We start from the raw sequence: 18248 nt of genomic DNA on the forward strand, positions 1-18248 counted from the left end.
GGATTGATGAAGTGAAAGTGAACGAGCCACTCGTCGTCTCGAAAACGAATCCGCCGCTCGAAGACCACAGCGAGCGAAATCACGCGACTGGGCTACATCGATTCCTCATCCGACCCGAGTTCCTCGGCTCCTTTGAGTACTACCTGGTCGTCGGTCACGCGCTCGATTTCGTTGGCCTCAACGGGGAAGTCGTCGTCGTTGACGTTGCCCCAGTCGAGCGCGGCTTTGATCTTCTCGGTGATCCCCGGGTGGGCATCGACGTACATCGTTTCGCCGCCGTCTTCGACGTCGGTAACCATTCCGAGTTCCTCGCCCGCGGTGTCGACGACCGCTTTTCCGATTTCGTCGTCGGAGAGGGTTACTCGCTCGGCCCCCTCCGTAAATTCACCTTCAGAGGCCCCCATCGGTTCTCCTTCGGTAGCCCCCATCGATTCCCCTTCAGCACCCTCGACGACCCCGTCCTCGGTCGTGCCGGTCGGCATCGTTCCGGATTCCTCGGTAACGATGTCCTCAGTGTGAACGGTCTCCATCGCCAGGAGTTCGCCTCCGGTCACGTCGGCGTACAGGCGCTTCCGGTCGACCACCTCATCCTCGACGACGTGTTCGCGGGTGAAGTAGGTGTGAATTCGGTCGTCTTCGCTCACCTCGGATTCGATCTCGTACTCCGTGAGCACGTTGTCGGTCGACACGTCGACGTCGAGAAGATTGCTCTCGGCGATTGTGCGCTGGAGTCCCTCGATATCGATGTCGCGGTCCTCGACGGTGTCGGTTTCAACCACATCGGTGCCCGCGACGTGGCTCTCGACCGTGAATCGTTCGGTGAACTCGCGAGTGACCGACCACATCTCCTCGACATCGAGTTCGACGGAGTACGGGACGTCAGTAGTGGACTCGATGGAACCTACCTCGGTGTCTGCGGGCGCGGACTCTGACTCCATGCGACCGACCGCGTCGTAGTAGCGGTCCTCGTCGAACCAGTCCGCGTGATCATGCTCACCCGCTCCTTCCTCGACGAGTGTACAGCCCGTACACTCGCGTTGCAGGAGTTCGACGTCGACCACGCTCTCGTCGACCACCTCGGTGTCGACGAGTTCACTCTCGATACTCGTCTCCTCGACGACGACGCTCTCGACGACGGTGGTCTCGGTAATCTCCGTCGTCACCGTCTCGCCCTCGAGAAGGCGCTCTTTCAGGTCCTCGCGATCGATGCTGCTTCGCGTGAGAGCCTCGTCGCGACGGATCACTTCGAATGGTTCGGACGCCTCCGCGCCGTGGTAGATTACCACCTGGTCGCCCTCCTCCAGTCGGCCGAAGAACTCGTCCCACTCGACCGACTCGTGGGATCCCATCGTCTCGGACTCCGGGAGGATGCGGTAGCGATCCGGTTCGTCCTCATGTCGAGCGGGCGTCGCAGCGTGTTCGTCCGCCCAGCGGCGGATCGTCTCTCGGTCTGCCGACAATCGACTCTCCTGGGGTTGGTCTGTGGGTTCGTCCATAACACCTTCGGGATGCACGGTCGGAGGTAAAGCGAGGCGGATCGTTTCACCCACAGATTGATATTAGAAAGTGGTAACTGACGGGCGCCATCAGCTACGAGCGGGTAAACATACGCTTACCGATCGGAATTGGGGAATGGAGTCACTGGAGCGGCCGTACCGGTGCCTGCTTCGAAACGGATGAACCCTATATCGCCCGCTTCGCTCGAGTATTTTCCGAGACGATCCAGCGGAATCTCAATCGTAGATTAGTTTCCAGGTTTCGACAATCGACTGTACACCTTCGGCTCACTTCCCACTCAGTTTTCGTTTACCTTCAGTAATTAGTGAACTCGAGAGCCGATTCCCGGAATCGGACTAATCGAGCTGGCGATTTCTCGGTCGGCTCAAGACGAGCGACCTCTTCTGGGTCGAGCAATCGCGGAGCGGTTTCGATGGAAAGACAGTTCCCACCGCGCTCCCAATAGCCCGTAAATGCGTCTCGCCGTCCCCAACAAGGGCCGCCTGCACGACCCGACGATCGACCTCCTCGAGCGGGCCGGCCTCCACCTCGAGAACGGCGCCGCCAGGAAGCTCTACGCCGACACCGTCGACCCCGAGGTCACCATCCTCTTCGCCCGGGCCGCGGACATCCCCGAGTACGTCGCCGACGGCGCGGCCGACCTCGGGATCACTGGCTACGACCAGTACCGGGAAGCCGACGTCGCCACCGTCTCGGAACTGCTCGACCTCGAATTCGGCCGCTGTCGACTCGTGCTCGCGGCTCCCGAGGACGGCGACATCGCGTCCGTCGAGGACCTGGCGGGCAAGACCGTCGCCACGGAGTTCCCGACCGTCACCCGGCAGTTCTTCGACGAGCGCGGCCTCGAGCCCTCCATCGTCGAGGTCACGGGCGCGACGGAGTTGACGCCCCACGTCGAGATGGCCGACGCCATCGTCGACATCACGAGCACGGGGACGACCCTGAAGATGAACCGCCTCGCCGTCATCGAGGAGGTCCTCTCGAGTTCCGTCCACCTGTTCGCCCGCGAGGACGTCCTCGAGGAGCCCAAAGTACAGGAAATTCGAACCGCGCTCTCCTCGGTGCTGGCCGCCGACGGCAAGCGCTACCTGATGATGAACGTCCCCAGAGACCGACTCGAGGACGTCCGCGAAGTCATCCCCGGCATGGGCGGCCCAACGATCATGGACATCGCCAACGGCGGCGGCGAGTCAGTCGCCGTCCACGCTGTCGTCGACGAACGCGAGGTGTTCGAGACCATCACCGAAGTGAAGAACGCCGGCGCGAGCGACATCCTGGTCACCGAGATCGAACGGCTGGTCGAGTAGGGCTCCGCTCGAGGGACGAGAATCCCCGCTCGAACGTGGTCGCGAAATAGCGACGATGCGGCAGGTTCAGAACGTTCATTGTCCCGCTCCCACATCCTCAACCAGTGAGCGACGAGTCAGACGCCTCGAGCGACCGGCCAGCCGCGGACGTCGACGGCGGCGTGGACGTCGAGGACGATAGCAACCCTGACGACGCCCCTGCCGACCCCACTCCCGTCGACACCAGCGCCTCGATCACCGAGGGCAGCCTCGTCCGACCGCTCTTTCGCCTCGCCTGGCCCATCGTCGTCATCCAGCTACTGCAGGTCACCTACAACGTCGTCGACACCCTCTACCTCGGCCGGCTCTCCGCCGAGGCCGTCGGCGCGATCAGCCTCGCCTTTCCGCTGATATTCTTGCTCATCGCCATCGCTGGCGGCTTCACCACCGCCGGTGCGATTCTCGTCGCCCAGTACACCGGCGCGAAAGGGAATCGATCCGCGGGGCTCGTCGCCGGCCAGACCCTCTCGTTCGTCGGCCTCCTCTCGGTGTTCATCGGCATCGGCGGCTACTTCTACACCCGCCCCGCCCTCGAGCTCCTGCCCAGCGACCAGGAGACCGCCGCGTCGGTGATTCCGCTGGCCGCAGACTACATGGAGGTCATCTTTCTCGGCATCCCTCTCATGTTCGGCTTCTTCGTCTTCTCGGCGCTCATGCGCGGCTACGGCGACACCCGAACCCCGATGCTCGTGATGGTCGTCTCCGTCTTCCTCAACGTCCTGCTCGACCCGTTCTTCATCTTCGGGTTCGCCGACAACCCCCTGTTCGTCTGGCTCAACCTCGAGGGCCTCGAGGCCGCCCTCTACGGCCTTACCGGCTTTTCTGGTCTGGGGATCCAGGGCGCCGCACTCGCGACGATCGCCGCCCGCGGCGTCGCGACCGTGATGGGCCTGTGGATCCTCTTCACCACCGCGAGCGGGCCGGCCGTGCGCCTCGAGCACCTCCCACTGGACCGCGAGATCATTGGGGACATCGTTCGCCTCGGCGTGCCGAGCACGGTCGAACAGACCACGAGCGCGATGGCCATGATCACGCTCACCGCCATGATCGTCACGTTCTCGCCGCCGGTGGTCGCCGCCTACGGCCTGGGCAACCGGCTGATCTCGCTCGTCTTCCTGCCCGCGATGGGGCTCGGCCGCGCCATCGACACCATGGTCGGCCAGAACCTCGGTGCCGACCGGAGCGACCGCGCCGAACGCTCGGTCTGGCTCGCCGCCTCGACCGGCGCCGGCGTAATGGTCGTCGTCGCCGTGATCGCCGTCGCCTTCACCGAACCCATCGTCAGCGTCTTCCTCGGCGACGTCCCCGACGCCCCCGCGACCATCGCCTACGGCGTCGAGTACGTCCGCATCCGCTCTGTCGAGTTCGCCTTTATCGGTGTCTCACAGGTGATCCTCGGCGCCTTCCGCGGCGCCGGGAACACGAAGACCGCGATGGTCATCTCGATGCTCACCCTCTGGGTCGGCCGCGTCGCGAGCGTGCTCGTGCTGGCGTTCTCCTGGTCGATCACGGTTCCCGGCGTCGGGGTCACCCTCGCCGCCCTCGGCTGGGGCGAAACCGGCGTCTGGGTCGGGATGGCCCTGGGGAACGTCCTCGGCGCCACCGTGGGGGTCGCCTGGTTCACCCGCGGGACCTGGAAGGAGAAGTACATCGACGACGTCGAGGTGGTGGACGACGCGAACGCGATCGAAGAGGACCTCGAGGATGAGGCCGAAGTCGAGGCGACGGCTCCTCGAGGCGAAGACTAGCCACGACAGAAACATTATACGGCCGTAGTCAATCTATACCGACGAGGGCGCGTAGCTCAGTGGACAGAGTCCTTGGTTCCGGACCAAGATGTCGCGGGTTCAAATCCCGTCGCGCCCGTTCGAGTTCTGAACGGTGCAGATTCGATAGACGGCGCCGATGCGTTTATAACCCAAGCGCTGTCTGCGCGAAAGAGTTCGTTCGTTTTTCGAACGGGGGTCGGCATCATCGTGCGATTCGCTAAGAGCTAAATCACAAGGGTCGGGCATAATTGTTCCGGGCGACCTTGGTAAGGGTGAGGGTTCGGGTTCAATTTCTGTCTGGGATTTCTACCCTCCACAACACACCAGAGACGCGTAACTGCTCGAGGTCTTCGTCCGTTTTAATTCCGTTTTGTTATCTCCTTTCTGCGATCTGGTGGTTTCTACGACGCCCTTTCGAGCGTGATGCTTGGCCCACCGTCCGAAGGTTACCTCGAGGACGGCCAGGTCCTTACCGGGCCTGGAAGTATCGCGAATCCGTGCACTCGTTGAGAGCGCCGAGTACGGCATCGAGAGCTACGCCGAGCGGATTCAGCATATCATGGGGCTGGCGGATCACGTCGCCGAGTGCTCCCCGTTCCAGAAGTGGCTGGCTGAGCACGGCGCCGAACTCGAGTTCGACCAGGAAGGCGAACCGAAGCGGCTCCGATTCGACACGATCCTGTCGACGCTGAAAGCCTCAAGCTTCGAGAGCGCCCACGAAGTCGCCCGCGAGGCGATTGAGAAGTGGCGCCACTCAGGGAACGACCCAGCATTGTTCTCGAGAATCCGATGCTGTGGCGGACGCCTGGGGGGAGACACGGAAACGCGACCGGTCGGACGACTCGCGCCCGACTGGTAGAGCGGCCCTCGTGAGTGGCGACACTCCTTCGTGACTTCTTTTCAGCAATTAAGATATTAATCAATATGTGTGTGTGCAACTTCAGTTGTATTCCGGTCCTCGAGGGGTCGGGCTCCGCTACGATCGGGTCGGAGCCTTGGTAGGGTCGATTCGCGCTGCGCGCAAACGCCCCTTGAGGCGTATCCCCAAGGGGACAAAGCCAAAAAATTACAACGCCCCCGCCCCGCCTCCGCACGCAGATCTCCAGTTGAAGCACACGAAATAGGGGGCTGGCTTCACTGAATGTATGTAGTACTTAGATCGACTTGAGCTACCTAACCAACTGAGGTTGCACCCACTCCAACTAAAGTTTAGAAGATTTTATATGTATACATGGTTTTGTCTTCGCTGGATAGGGGCACGGTGAGGACGATTTTCTCACCAAGCCTTTAATGAGTTAGAGACATCCCTATATGCCCTAATATTAACCCCTATAGGTGGCCCTATGGTTGGGAGCGATTTTGGTATATAAGTGAATCGGTGATTTCGAATCCTGAATCGAAAGCCCCGCCCCACCGATTTAAGTCCGGTATTCGAGTGATTAATGATTTCCTACCGACTAGTGCTAGATGTTTAAGTGCCACCAACCACTATGAGTCTATTAAGGATTGACACGCCCGTCCCCGTGCCCCTATCCACCGCTTCCGCGCGATCGCGACAAATAGTTCGGCGGAATCGGCAGGCCGTGGACAAAGTTAGTCCGAGGAGCATGAGCGTTAATCATGCATACCCGACACATGGATATTGAGACGATTGATTTCGATGGCGACTCGCTGTCGACACGGAAAGTGGTTGATGTACAGTCTAAGCAGTTTAACACGCCAGTTAAAGCTCTTCAGGCCGGCAAACTCCGGGCATCTGAAACGGTTTCTCCATTCGCTCGTGGAGTCGTTGAGATATATCGAAGGGTAGACGCTGCAGCTCTGGAAAATTCCCAAGGTGAATGGACCGGCTTGGCAGATGGGCTGAAACGACAGCTGAAGGACGCACGAGATAATGAGTTCGTGGTCCCCTTCATCGAATATGACGATACTGCCGACCTTGAACTCGAACACGCAAAAGAAATTGCAAAACTGCAGACTAACTATGGGGATATACTCACGGTCCCACTGATGGTACCCCTTGTCAAGGCTGCAGACGATGGTGATGATCGGGAAACGTCCCATGTCTCAGACATCATCCAGAATACGCGTGTGTACCTCGAGGCTATCGAAGAGTTACAGATTAGCAAACCGGTGATGGGCGTAATCCCACCAATCAGCGAGGACTGTACACGAGTACTCGTAGAACTGTATGCAGAGAATGATCTTCGAGCATATTGCGTAGACTTCAGTCGACGCTCACCGATGGCCAAAGCCCAGATCGATAATGTCATAAATCCAATGATGCAGTACCTCACCGGATATAGTATCCGTGAGGAAAGTCTCATCTACGCGGTCAACGCGTACAATAGCCGTCCAGCAAAAGACGGTCGACGAACTGCTGACGCAATGTACGCGTACACGCTCGGGTTCGATATCGTAGGAGATAACCACATCGCACCAAACGTCCCAAAAGAAGTCCTCGAAGAATGGGCTAAACAAGGTGAAGAAGACGAGATTACAATGAGATTGTTCGATGCCGAGACAGTCTCGATCGTCGATGTTGAGGTTGGTGATCTAGACGACTTCCTTCCCCCAGAGGCGGATCTTTCAGTTGAACGAATCCAAGACCGGATCTCGAAAAACCAGAATGAAAAATACCGGTTCAGGAATCTCATTAATACTGAACTAATCAGTCTCTATCTCGAATCAGAAGGCGGGGTTGACCCCCGTAAAATATTCGTTGAACTTGACGAGGGTGAGTATACGTTGGATTCTGATCTTGAGAGGGTTCGGCAATTAACTGCCGAAGTGAGAAGTAGCGAGTAAAGGCAGTGCCTCTTAGCTAATTTCAATCGTTTTTACAAGCGCCAATAACTGATCGCCTTCGGTGAGCAACTGTTGACAAAGGTTCGTTGCAGTGTGGACAAATATCGTATTTAGGAAGCGCTTCATCAAGCTTGAGACTAACCTCTGCTATTTTTTGCCAATTACTGTTCACCTTTTGCCAAAGCATAGCTTCAGTTTCTGGACCAGGTGCTGTTAGAAGATACTGATTATTATCTGTCAAATCTTCGATCCTAAGCCTCGGGCCGTAGTAAGTTATGTCGCGTTTGAGAACTGTTGCGGTATTTGGGATTTTCTCACTATGAGGATTATCGATCACTCTATTTATTAAAATTCTATCCTCATGTTCTGCTCTCATGAATACTTGCTTTGTTGAATGTGTGGTTTCTGAACAAGTATACTGTTTATTCGTTGCTGCGGCCATGGGTAACAGTCTAATTTGTGTCCCTAGAATAGTTGTGGTACCGGCGAGACACGACTCTAATTACAAGGGGCCCACGTCTTCCCCCCCCCCCCCCCCTCCCCCCTGTTGGCGATGGTGGTATCTCGCTAACCAGGGTTGTCGAATGTGTTTAGGATAGGTCGAATCGGCCACTCAGATTACCTTCTAAGCGGACAATCCTCGATCAGCGCGGGAGGGAGTCTGTCGTTGCCAACGTCGGGCTTGCAGCTGACCAACCGACCACATCATTGTTATTCCTCACGCTACTCCTATCTACCAGAGCGGATAGCTGCGAGTGGATTCATGGCTCAAACGTGCCAAGGGAACAAAGCAAAAAACAACGTGGTCCGGTCACTTTCGCTAATCTCCATCTGAAGGTGGGGTTCTACAAGAAACAGCCGAAACAAGGGTTGTATGATGGATTCCCGTATTTTCCTAACAGTTATTTGGGTTGGGAGAGAATCCTAAGATAGGTAGGTAGCTAAGCCCATGTCCCAACCACTTACGTTGAGGGAAACTATCCCATTAGTCCTGTTATACGAATCCGAGGACTATCGGATAGAGGGCAGAACTCGTTTCCAGAAACTTGTATTTCTCGTACAAGAACAGATAGATAGAGATCTTTATCAATTTGTTCCGTACGATTATGGGCCATTCTCAAAGATATTGCTCGATGACTTAGAAAGGCTCGAGGACCTTGGTTTAGTTGAGATCAATCTGAAAGAGCTTTACCGGGGCGGAGAGCGGTATGACCATCAGTTATTACCAACTGGTGTGAAAAGCGTACGGAACCTCTTAGAGAATTCTGAGAACCCCGCAGTAATTGAGATTCATGAAGCAGCACAAGAGGCTATCAGACAGTGGGAAGACAAGTCCATGTGGGATCTGCTGGATCACATCTACGAAAATCATCAACAGTATAAGGAAAGAAGTGTGCTTTACTGATTCGCAGTAATCAGATCAGGGCTATTCGTCTGTTCCATCCGTCGTTTCAGTACCATCTTCTTCAATTTCTATATCTACGTCTTTTGCTTGTTCAATATCGATCTCATTAGTGGTAGATTCAGATGATACTTGTTGATCTCCTATTGGCCAATCTCCCACATCTTCTTTGTCTTTATCTGGTAGTTGATAATCAATGAATTGTACATGGGAGATATCTTGATGACGGCAGTAAAGCACATCTGCTCTACCTTTTTCAAGCCCATCCTTTTTCTCTTCCCCACTTACATCTACAGAAATCTCACTAGGTCTGCGGAGTAACAAGTCATAATTCCCATCAGCAGATCCTGATTGATGGAGTTGTCCCTCTAACTGGCGCCCCTGTCTAGTGATGATCCTAAGCCGGTCTCCACGGTCAACCCCTTCCAAAGCAGTTTCCCATGGTTGTTCTAAATCATAAAGAGATTTATCATCATCAGACTGATGAGATCCCAGACAATACGCAAATATCCCACCAATTACTGACTGTACACTAATAGCGGTAACAAAACTCAAAACAGACCAATCACCGAGTTCCGATAGAAGTATTTTTCTGCTCAAAAATACATCTATGCTAATTTCTTGATTACCAAAACCATTCTGTAATATTGACCAAAGGTATCCATGGGGATTCCATCGGTGGAGTATCGATAAGCCAACTAAAGAGACGAAACCAAACATGATGGTGAGAACCCATTTATCGAACCGGTTGTAGTCGTCCTCCTGATATCTTGCCCTGAGATATGTTCTGAACGAAATATAACCGGGTATCAGTAAAAATATAAATAGAAATAGCTGACTCGACAATCCCTGTCCTGTTTGCAAGGGTATTGTCTTAATCATAGCTCTGATTTCAGTATCCAGTAGACAGACTCACCGTAGATACTTATCGGTTTAATCATATTCTTCAACCCTAAAAAGCACTACTCAAGATTTGACTCCTGTTCAAAAACACTGTATTGTCGGACAGAAAAACAGCTGTTCGATGCCTCGGAATTACAGATCCGCATGATCCTCACGTTCTTAAGACCGGTTCATGCGCTAACCGGACGTGCAACTCGAAACCTACGAGACGGCAGGTGGTCGGCGGGTTCGGCTCACCGAGTCTGAACACGATCGCCTATTCGCGGTGTACGATGCTAAGAGAAGGCAGGTTGCTCTGTCATTGATGGCTCGCTGTGACTGTCGTGTTCGTGAAGTTGTAGATGTACTCCTTCGAGATGTTCGCCAAGGCGACGAGACTGGTCGATGGTTCCTTCGAATACCAGATGGGAAAGGGAGCAAGGAACGACAAACGCCTATGCCCACGGATGTAGCTGGCATGATCCCATGTACTATCCCAATAACTGGACCCAGATGATTGCATCCTTAAGGTGACTACGCGAACTGTACGCCGATGGGTCCGACGAACTGGACAAACTCGAGCGGCTGAGGAAAATGACGATCGCTGGTTGTACGTTGGACCACACGACCTCCGACGGACTTGGGGTCATCTTGCCCTTGAGGCAGAAGTTCTGCCGTCAGTATTGGTGCAATGGGGCGGGTGGGAGGATTACGAAACGTTTCAACGTTACTACTTAGGACAACATAGCGAACAGGTACAAACACGAGAAGCAGATAAAGTCAGCTGGCTTTAATTGGATTATCAGAAATTCCTGGATTTACCGGTTAGAATAGCCCGTTCACTAGAATTGTGGTTGTTGGTTCAATTCCGAGGATTCAATCTCAAACTCATATCCATACTTCTCAGTGATTGACTTAACAGTAGAATGAAGCCACTCTGGGGCAGTAGGTCCAATTAAGATTTTTTCAATGAGTGTGTCAACATCAACCGACATTTGTTTGCCAGAATTCAGTACATCTCCAAGCTTGGTATATGGAACGCCGTTTTCAGGAAATTTATCTAAATCTCGATATAGAATCCGATATTCCTGTTCATGCCTAAAACCATTTCTTTTATGATAATATGGTGCGATCGTACTGTCTTCACAGATAGTCTCTTTTGAGTAGTCGATATAAGTTACTTCCCCAAATTCAAGATCATCGGTATTTTCTAGCGACTTTTTCACAGACTCCGGGGTAGATATAATGGCCACTCCTCGACCATCGGTATAAAGACGCCACATGGCATCAGATTCATGATTATTCATGTGCCAGCAATTGAGATACGTTAGTAGGCGGAAGGATCGATAGGTATCCGACAAGGCCGCTTGTGTCCCTTCGTCATATTTTGAACGTCGATCATGGATATTCATAGGAGGGACTGACCCCTCATATGGGTCATCAAAATTATCAGACCTAGAAAACCACAACTTCTCTCGATCTAAGAGCGTTACAAATTGTCCCAGACTTCGATATCGCCATATTTTCTCATCACTTTTCGGTTGCGGCGGATTCCATTTATCGCTTTCAATCAAAGGAACGGATTCCTCATTCTGCACAACGTGAGGAATGAGTCTTGACATGAGTAGCAATTAGTGAAGAGACAAGAAAAAGAATGGGCTATTTACGGAGAAAGATCTTCAAATTGCCGTCGACATAGGATGGTGTCCAGATCCTATCGAGCATATTAATGAACACAATTTCTTTATAGCGGACTTGCAAAAACCAATAGGATTCATGTATATTGATTACATGTTTAAAATATTCATTAATTGGTAATTTGGCTTGCTGAGTTTTACGGTGGTCGCCACCCCCGTGCCACCGAAGTAATGGGATGGCCGAAGCTTTACACATCCGATCTTTAATAATCGTACATCCGCTCAAGCCATGAGGGCGATAAACAACAAAACAGTACCAACCGTCTGAATGACGTAGTTTTTCGTGATGTGCTCTATACACTTTAAAATTCCCTGGCTGCCCATCTGAGTGCTCGAGCATCGCGCTCTTGATTTCGACGGGCGTTTTGTTCTAGAATTTCGCATCATGCCAGCTCGAGCGCTCGAGTTCGAAGCGGCGCTTCCGGGCCATCCTCTTTTCGCAGATCGTCCCAAAGTGATTCGCTCGCTTTGACCGATTCACGCCGACTACGCATGCGCGTGCCGATATATATATCAACTCCTCCACCTGGTTCGACGACCGCCCATCGGTCGCTTCGCTCCCCGCGGGAGCGAGCGATGGGCGTGGGGCCTCGAGTAAAGGGGTCTGGGTATCCGTATCCAGCCATCCATCGGGCCGCAGTCATGCGATAACCTCGTTCACTTTGGAAATCGCGTCGACGTGTTCGCCGTTATCTCGGTACTCACACCAGCGTGAACCCACCCAGCCGTGACTGGAGGGAACGAATTTGGCGGTTTCACGGTTCGTCAGTGCCTCTTCCTTACAGCTGGTCGTCGTCCACAGCGCGGTGAGGTGAGCAGCCTCGTCGGCATTCATCTCGTCGGTATCATCATAGCGCGACCAGCTCCAATCACTGGCTTCCTTGGAATTGTACCGGAAGTCTGTCGAGGGGATGTTCTCTATTTTGCCATGGATATCGGCCAGTTTCGTTTTGCTGATCGAATCGGGATGATGGCTTTCCTCTGGCTCACCTTGACAGGATTTATGACGGAATGATGTATCGTATTAGGAGACTATGACTGATGGTCGCAGGATGACTACTGATCGATTCTACGGTGGGGTCGAGAATCGATTGCAAATTCTTTCCGATTTTCTCACCCAATTTGACGAATCCGACGCGGAACGTGCAGAGATATCTCGAGAAAGGGCCATCGAGTGGATCCTAACCAACACGAATGCGGAGGAGCGAAACGCCATCGAACGCCATCTGGGCTTTATCGAGTCAATCGGTTTGATCGAGGGAGACGGCGATCACTACAGACGGACCCGAATAGGTAAATGCTATCTACAGGATCAAGATCCGATCGTACTGTACGGTTGCCTGCGTACCGGCGTCAAGGGCTTCGACACTATTGTTCGAGCGTTGGCGACTGAACCCATGAACGATGAGGGGTTGATGGAACTCCTGATCAATGAATTCGAAGAGTGCAACATGGGAACTGCCGCAGTGGCAAAGCGTCACCGAGAGTGGCTGCAGGTGATCGGCTACGTCGAACGGATTGACGATCAAAACCACCTCACCGATTCCGGAAAAGCGGTTGCGAACCAACTTCGGGGTATCTCGTCGCTGCAACTCGAGCCCGGATCGATCTACAGTCGAAAGGAGTTACACGCAGAATACGGCGGGAGCATTCAAGGGGGGATAGCGCCCTCTCGCGACGAACCGGTCGTCTTCCTCTTCACGGGCGGGACCGGTGAAGAGCACGGCTATCGCGACGAGATACAATCAGACGGAACGGCGATCTACACCGGCGAGGGGCAGGTTGGCGATATGGAGATGCTTCGCGGCAATCGAGCCATACGAGACCACGTGGAGGAGGGGCGAGAGCTTCACCTCTTCTCGATGGAAGACGGGAATGTCCGGTACGTTGGGCAGTACCTGTATGCTGGTCACTTCTTCGAGCAGCTTCCAGACTCCCGAGGAGAGCCCCGCAAAGCAATCCGTTTCAGGCTCTCGCCGGTCGGTGAGGTAGCGAGTTCGGATTCGCCAGGTTCTGGAGAGGTCGTTCAAATCAGAGATCGGAATTCCCCCGATTCGAACCCTCCTCAATCGGCCAACCCGACGATTTACCAGGTTCCGGTAAAGACCGGCAACGGGCCGATCCGAACGAACTTCAAACGAACGGTGATCGAAGGCGTCGATCGGTATCGAGTGGCGGACGTCTACGATCCGCCGCTAGAACACGATTCGATTCGTGTCTGGGGTAATCGTGAGAACGAAACCGCTGACGAGGGAGACTACCTGCTGTTTGCAGATCGAGAAAATCGTTACAAAGGAACCTACACAGTTCTAGCGCGGATTGCTCACGCGACAGTACTGGATACGGAGGTGGCGGCGGAGTTCACCGACGCAGTCGGATGGGGAGACGACATCGATGCGATCTTCCCCCACGTGATGTTTCTCGAACCGGTGTACGAGGTAGCACTCGACCGAGAGGAATTCTGGGATACGCTGGGGTTCAAGGGATGGCCGAACGACACCTTCAGCGGTGTCAACTTCGATCGGCCTGGATCGACATTCTTCGAGGAGTACGACTCCGTCGAGGGGTTCGTTGAACAGATCAAGGAGTCTCGATTGTACCCATCCGAGCCGGTTACTGATTACGACTCGATGGAAGCCGCGCTCACGGACGTTCGGACCAGGCTTTCGAAATCTGATGAAGAGCGGTCGTGGATCGAGTCTCGCATTGGCGAGGTGATTATCCGCGACTGGTCGCGTTCGTTATCCGGGTTCAGACCCTCGGATGAAGTGTCTCCCGAGACTGCAGCGACGTTCGATCAAATCCGATCTATCTTCGATATGCTGGAACCGGAACTCGAGATCAAGGCCGAACAACTCAGAGTGGGATCGCTCAGCCGATACTCTCCGGCGCAGACGCTGTTCCTCACGCTGGTTCGCATCGTCCAGGAGGACCAGGGTCTCGAAGGAGTACCGCTCACACAACCGCGATTGAACAGCATTCTCAGAGATACCTACGAGGTGATCGGTCAGACTGATGTGGCTGACTCGCCTGCGGGTTCGAATCACCCAGTCATCGATCACATCCGGGGGACCGATCCCGCGGTCTACAAATTAACCGGCCCGCCGGATTACTGGCTCACGAGCGTCGAGTACGGGTCGGTCTCGTTCGAGGATAGACACGAGAACCGGTGGGACGAACTAGAAGCCGGCGACGTCGCCTTACTCCATTCACGAGCAGAACCGTCGAACGACGAACTCGGCACCAAGCCAAACGGCCTGATCGGCGTCGGAATCGTCGGTGAGACGTTCGAGAAGGATGAACCATGGTGGTGGGACGAATATGAGGTCGGGGACGGACAATCATACACGAAGATGGCGAGTTTCGATCGCCTGTTTCTCACCGGGAACGTGAACGCTATCGATACGTCTCGTGGGATCACCGAAAAGGATCACCTGGAGATCGAACGCGAGCTCGACGCGCTGACTGCGAACTATCTACCGACTGAGAAAGCCAACAAAATTTGCATGGACGTCTACGGAGCCGAATTCCCGGTACAGGGGATGTTCGCCAGGTTCCGCACGGATGACGGTGAAACCGACTATGACCGGCCGCTTGCCCTCATCGACGCTATGGCCGACGATCTGGCCGAAGTGACGACGATCAATCCTCACGAGACGTACGACGGATCGTTGCCCGAAAGGATCCTCGACGGGCTTCACTTCCCGAACGACCAGGGCGAGCGAATCCTCGAGCAGATTTCGACGGCGCTTCGGTCGGGTAAGCACGTCCTCCTCACGGGTCCGCCGGGAACGGGGAAGACCGAAATCGCCGAACGCGTCTGCGAGCACCTCGTGACGACGTCCCATCCGCACCTCTACTCCGGGTTCGAGATGACGACGGCCACCGCCGACTGGTCCACGTTTGACACTGTTGGCGGGTACATGCCGGGTGAGTCCGACGACGGCGGTGAGGAACTATCCTTCACGCCCGGTATCGTCCTCAACCGCCTCAAGGATATCGAGACGGGCGTTCAGTCGAACGAACTGATCGTCATCGACGAGCTCAATCGGGCGGACATCGATAAAGCGTTCGGCCAACTCTTCACGCTCCTCTCGGGACAATCCGTTCAACTCCCGTACACGGTCGACGGAAAAGAGGTCGAGCTGACCACGTACGAGAGCGTCGATGGAACCCCCTCGGCCAACCAGTACGTCGTGCCGAACTCGTGGCAGATCTTCGCGACGATGAACGCTTACGACAAGACCTCGCTGTACGAGATGAGCTACGCGTTCATGCGTCGGTTCGCGTTTGTCCGCGTACCGGCGCCAGAGCTTCCGGAGGAAACAGACGGCGACCGGTCTGTCGAGGATGTCGTCTTCGAGTACGCTGACGCCTGGGACCTCGACATTACCCGACCGGAGGCGTGGGCGGTCGGTCGCGTCTGGCAGGAGACGAACCACGCCGTCGAGGAGCGCGCCATCGGACCCGCCATCGTCGAGGACGTCCTTCGATACGTCACCCAGCATCCGGAAGAGGAACTCGAGTACCATCTTACGCAGGCCGTCATCAGCTACGTGTTCCCGCAATTGGAGGGGGTGCCCAAGCGAAAGCGAATCGTCCGCGAGATCGCAAGCGTAGACGAGATCGATTCGATACTGCTCGAAGCCGCAGCACGCGAAATGCTCCAGGTCACCCTTTCGGAGAATGAATAAAGACGAACTCCTCGAGCAACTCACGGAGGACATCCTCGCGTACGTGATGCAGGGGTCCTTTCCCGAGCGCGAGCTCGCCCGGTCGATCAAGCCGGAGCAGTTGGACGAGCGCTTCGAGGAGTACGAACTCTTGCTCGACCTCCACTTCATTCTGCAAGACGATGTCGTCGACTTCGTCAGGGAGCTTCCGGAGCACCTTCGAAGCATCCGAACGGAGACAAGAACGACGTCTCGGACGAGACGAGGGACCGTCGACGGTCGGATCAACTGGGGTGCGACCCTGAAGAAGCGGTACGCTGAACATCCGCGGGATGCATCGATCTTCGTCTGCGACAACCGCTCCGAGAACTACGACATCCCGGAAAACCTCGTCCTCAAACGGCTCATATCCGTTATTCATCGTACGGTCCGTGAGTCCGAGGAGTATCTTCGAGCGAACTACGATTGGGTAAGCGAAACGTGGCGTGCTAACGGAGATCTGATCGACGAACTACAGCGAATCGTCGAGCGGAACGTCCACGTCCGACGGATCCGCGAACCCGATGCATACGAGCCCACGGAGCGAATGCTTACGGCGGCCGCTGACTCGCGCCACGAGGTGTACCGAAATGCGGCGTCTCTCCTCAGGGCTAGACGACGGCTTTTCCGCGGTGAAGCCGACGAAATACATCGGCTGCTCGAAGAAACTGCCATCGCGCCGGACGATGAGAACACGCTCTTCGAGCTATTCGTCCTGTTTCGTTTCGTCGCAACTATCGAGGACCTTCGGGAAAGCCAACCGCAGTTCCAGACGATTGCGACTGACCGCCAGGAGGTCGCCAGGTTCGAGGGTGAGAAGGAGGTCGTCCTCTATCACGACAATTCCGCTCGTGACCGTGAGTTGTCCTTCGTCGCAGTGCCAGACGAAGAAGATGAGAAACATTCCCGATCCGATAAAGTCCAGCTGGTGGCACAGGATATAGCGAGCAACTACTTCGGAAAGGACTACCGCAATCAAACCGGGCGTCCCGACGTTATCGTCCTCGAGATTATCTCCGAGGATGGCAATGAGCACGAGTACCTGATTACGGAGGTGAAAAACAGCATCAACGAGGACACAATCCGTCGAGGGATCAAGGAAACCCTCGAGTACCTCGCGTTCCTCCGCGTCAACAAGGAGTATGTCTTCGGACGAGAGGGTAGTAACGTCTTTGGCTCCGGTTGGAACGGGGTTCTTGTTGTACAAGATCTAAACGACGAAACAGCCACCCTCGATGAGCAATCCGGTCGCGAAATCGCTATCCTTCAGGCTTCGGAGTTGAATGAGGGGTTGAAGCGGATACTCAGTGAAATCGTGTTGTGAAGGCGTTCGAATCATCTCGGGTCGAAGCAGGTCTCCACCACTGTTCTGCTGACCAACAAACCGATCGTCGTAGAACTCGGCCTAGGCACCTACTGGTAGAGTCGCCGGCGAGTACTGTTGATCTCTTCGGGTGCCATCGCCCATCGTGAACGAGCCGGTTCGCTCACAATAATTGGGATAGGGTTGGTTGATCAAGACAGAGAGGACGTCCTGCATCGCCTGATAGAAAGATCCATTCCTCCGGGAACGAATACTCCAGCGCAACCATTGTGGACTCTTTCCTATTAGGCATATGATTCCTATTAGGAATAAATTGGGAACGGTGAATGGGTTACCGTTCGTATCGGAGACGGGCTGACGGAGGTCACCGACCTCGAGAAGTACGGATCCGCACGTTACGCCCCTGTTACGTCCCATTGTCGAGTAATTCGGTCTACTCCAAAACCGACCATGAACCGGTTGATAGCACTGGCCCTGCTCCGGAGCAGCTGACAGTATAGTATCCGAATGCTACCACCAATTCCGATAGCCGAATTTCACCATCTCGACCGACTAGGAATGCGGTTTTGCTTGCGTGTCATCAATAGTCTTCGTCACCAATTCCGCCACTTCGCCTAGCGAATTTGCCCGGTGACGCGAAAGAGAAAAGAACTCAGCGAAAAACAGTCCACCGACCGGCCGAAAACCGAGGGAGGCAACCGATCAGTTGGTCTTCCCGACCATCCCGTTCGGACTATAATCCAAGTTCCACCAGATCGACCGACGGAAATGCCCAAATTGGGCCGATTCG

Annotated in this window: 11 protein-coding genes, 1 tRNA gene and 2 pseudogenes; 9 read left to right on the forward strand and 5 right to left on the reverse strand. The window is 54.8% G+C overall.

Annotation, left to right across the window (positions count from 1 at the left end):
• Window positions 1–92: 92 nt before the first annotated feature.
• Window positions 93–1496, reverse strand: a complete 1404-nt coding sequence (locus ACFQO4_RS06350; protein ID WP_500260093.1) for a DUF8593 domain-containing protein — start codon at window positions 1494–1496, stop codon at window positions 93–95.
• Window positions 1497–1970: 474 nt separating this feature from the next.
• Between ACFQO4_RS06350 and hisG the strand changes: the two genes are divergently transcribed.
• The 5 genes and pseudogenes from hisG (at window position 1971) to ACFQO4_RS06375 (ending at window position 7441) form a co-directional block, all read left to right on the forward strand.
• Window positions 1971–2825, forward strand: a complete 855-nt coding sequence (gene hisG, locus ACFQO4_RS06355) for an ATP phosphoribosyltransferase (protein WP_500260094.1) — start codon at window positions 1971–1973, stop codon at window positions 2823–2825.
• 104 nt (window positions 2826–2929) lie between these two features.
• Window positions 2930–4612 (forward strand): MATE family efflux transporter, encoded by a 1683-nt coding sequence (locus ACFQO4_RS06360; protein ID WP_500260095.1) that lies wholly within the window; start codon window positions 2930–2932, stop codon window positions 4610–4612.
• Between the two features lie 45 nt (window positions 4613–4657).
• A tRNA-Arg gene (locus ACFQO4_RS06365) sits at window positions 4658–4730 on the forward strand.
• 396 nt (window positions 4731–5126) lie between these two features.
• Window positions 5127–5506: pseudogene (locus ACFQO4_RS06370) on the forward strand (hypothetical protein); the annotation flags it as partial.
• Window positions 5507–6268: 762 nt separating this feature from the next.
• The gene (locus ACFQO4_RS06375) at window positions 6269–7441 is read left to right on the forward strand and encodes a hypothetical protein (protein ID WP_500260096.1); all 1173 of its coding nucleotides are present in this window, start codon (window positions 6269–6271) and stop codon (window positions 7439–7441) included.
• Window positions 7442–7463: 22 nt separating this feature from the next.
• Here the strand turns inward: ACFQO4_RS06375 and ACFQO4_RS06380 are convergent, their stop codons facing one another.
• Window positions 7464–7883: a hypothetical protein gene (locus ACFQO4_RS06380; RefSeq protein ID WP_500260097.1), complete on the reverse strand. Its 420-nt coding sequence runs from the start codon at window positions 7881–7883 to the stop codon at window positions 7464–7466.
• A 507-nt stretch (window positions 7884–8390) separates the two neighbouring features.
• On the opposite strand from ACFQO4_RS06380, the gene ACFQO4_RS06385 reads away from it, so the two are divergent.
• Complete coding sequence (locus ACFQO4_RS06385; protein WP_500260098.1) at window positions 8391–8846, forward strand: hypothetical protein; 456 nt, start codon at window positions 8391–8393, stop codon at window positions 8844–8846.
• A 21-nt stretch (window positions 8847–8867) separates the two neighbouring features.
• Here the strand turns inward: ACFQO4_RS06385 and ACFQO4_RS06390 are convergent, their stop codons facing one another.
• The 3 genes and pseudogenes from ACFQO4_RS06390 to ACFQO4_RS06400 form a co-directional block, all read right to left on the reverse strand.
• Window positions 8868–9725 (reverse strand): DUF6338 family protein, encoded by an 858-nt coding sequence (locus ACFQO4_RS06390; RefSeq protein ID WP_500260099.1) that lies wholly within the window; start codon window positions 9723–9725, stop codon window positions 8868–8870.
• 842 nt (window positions 9726–10567) lie between these two features.
• Window positions 10568–11347, reverse strand: a complete 780-nt coding sequence (locus ACFQO4_RS06395; protein ID WP_500260100.1) for a DUF2971 domain-containing protein — start codon at window positions 11345–11347, stop codon at window positions 10568–10570.
• A 175-nt stretch (window positions 11348–11522) separates the two neighbouring features.
• Window positions 11523–11903, reverse strand: a pseudogene (locus ACFQO4_RS06400) (PD-(D/E)XK family putative nuclease); the annotation flags it as partial.
• 246 nt (window positions 11904–12149) lie between these two features.
• Between ACFQO4_RS06400 and ACFQO4_RS06405 the strand changes: the two are divergent.
• From ACFQO4_RS06405 to ACFQO4_RS06415, 3 genes are all read left to right on the forward strand, one after another.
• A complete protein-coding gene (locus ACFQO4_RS06405) occupies window positions 12150–12437 on the forward strand; it encodes a hypothetical protein (RefSeq protein WP_500260101.1) in 288 nt (95 codons plus the stop codon).
• 382 nt (window positions 12438–12819) lie between these two features.
• Complete coding sequence (locus ACFQO4_RS06410; RefSeq protein ID WP_500260102.1) at window positions 12820–16116, forward strand: SRA domain-containing endonuclease; 3297 nt, start codon at window positions 12820–12822, stop codon at window positions 16114–16116.
• On the forward strand, window positions 16109–17458 hold the full coding sequence (locus ACFQO4_RS06415) for a hypothetical protein (protein WP_500260103.1): 1350 nt from the start codon (window positions 16109–16111) through the stop codon (window positions 17456–17458). Before ACFQO4_RS06410 ends, ACFQO4_RS06415 begins: the two co-directional genes overlap by 8 nt.
• The last annotated feature ends 790 nt before the right edge of the window (window positions 17459–18248 follow it).

Source organism: Saliphagus sp. GCM10025334, from assembly GCF_042663485.1.
Classification (GTDB): domain Archaea; phylum Halobacteriota; class Halobacteria; order Halobacteriales; family Natrialbaceae; genus Natronosalvus.

What these genes read in the sequence shown, in the direction of transcription:
- ACFQO4_RS06350 (WP_500260093.1), bottom strand. Translation starts at nt 1,496, where the DNA reads ATGGACGAACCCACAGACCAACCCCAGGAGAGTCGATTGTCGGCAGAC.
- hisG (WP_500260094.1), top strand. Translation starts at nt 1,971, where the DNA reads ATGCGTCTCGCCGTCCCCAACAAGGGCCGCCTGCACGACCCGACGATC.
- ACFQO4_RS06375 (WP_500260096.1), top strand. Translation starts at nt 6,269, where the DNA reads ATGGATATTGAGACGATTGATTTCGATGGCGACTCGCTGTCGACACGG.
- ACFQO4_RS06380 (WP_500260097.1), bottom strand. Translation starts at nt 7,883, where the DNA reads ATGGCCGCAGCAACGAATAAACAGTATACTTGTTCAGAAACCACACAT.
- ACFQO4_RS06385 (WP_500260098.1), top strand. Translation starts at nt 8,391, where the DNA reads ATGTCCCAACCACTTACGTTGAGGGAAACTATCCCATTAGTCCTGTTA.
- ACFQO4_RS06390 (WP_500260099.1), bottom strand. Translation starts at nt 9,725, where the DNA reads ATGATTAAGACAATACCCTTGCAAACAGGACAGGGATTGTCGAGTCAG.
- ACFQO4_RS06395 (WP_500260100.1), bottom strand. Translation starts at nt 11,347, where the DNA reads ATGTCAAGACTCATTCCTCACGTTGTGCAGAATGAGGAATCCGTTCCT.
- ACFQO4_RS06410 (WP_500260102.1), top strand. Translation starts at nt 12,820, where the DNA reads ATGAACGATGAGGGGTTGATGGAACTCCTGATCAATGAATTCGAAGAG.
- ACFQO4_RS06415 (WP_500260103.1), top strand. Translation starts at nt 16,109, where the DNA reads ATGAATAAAGACGAACTCCTCGAGCAACTCACGGAGGACATCCTCGCG.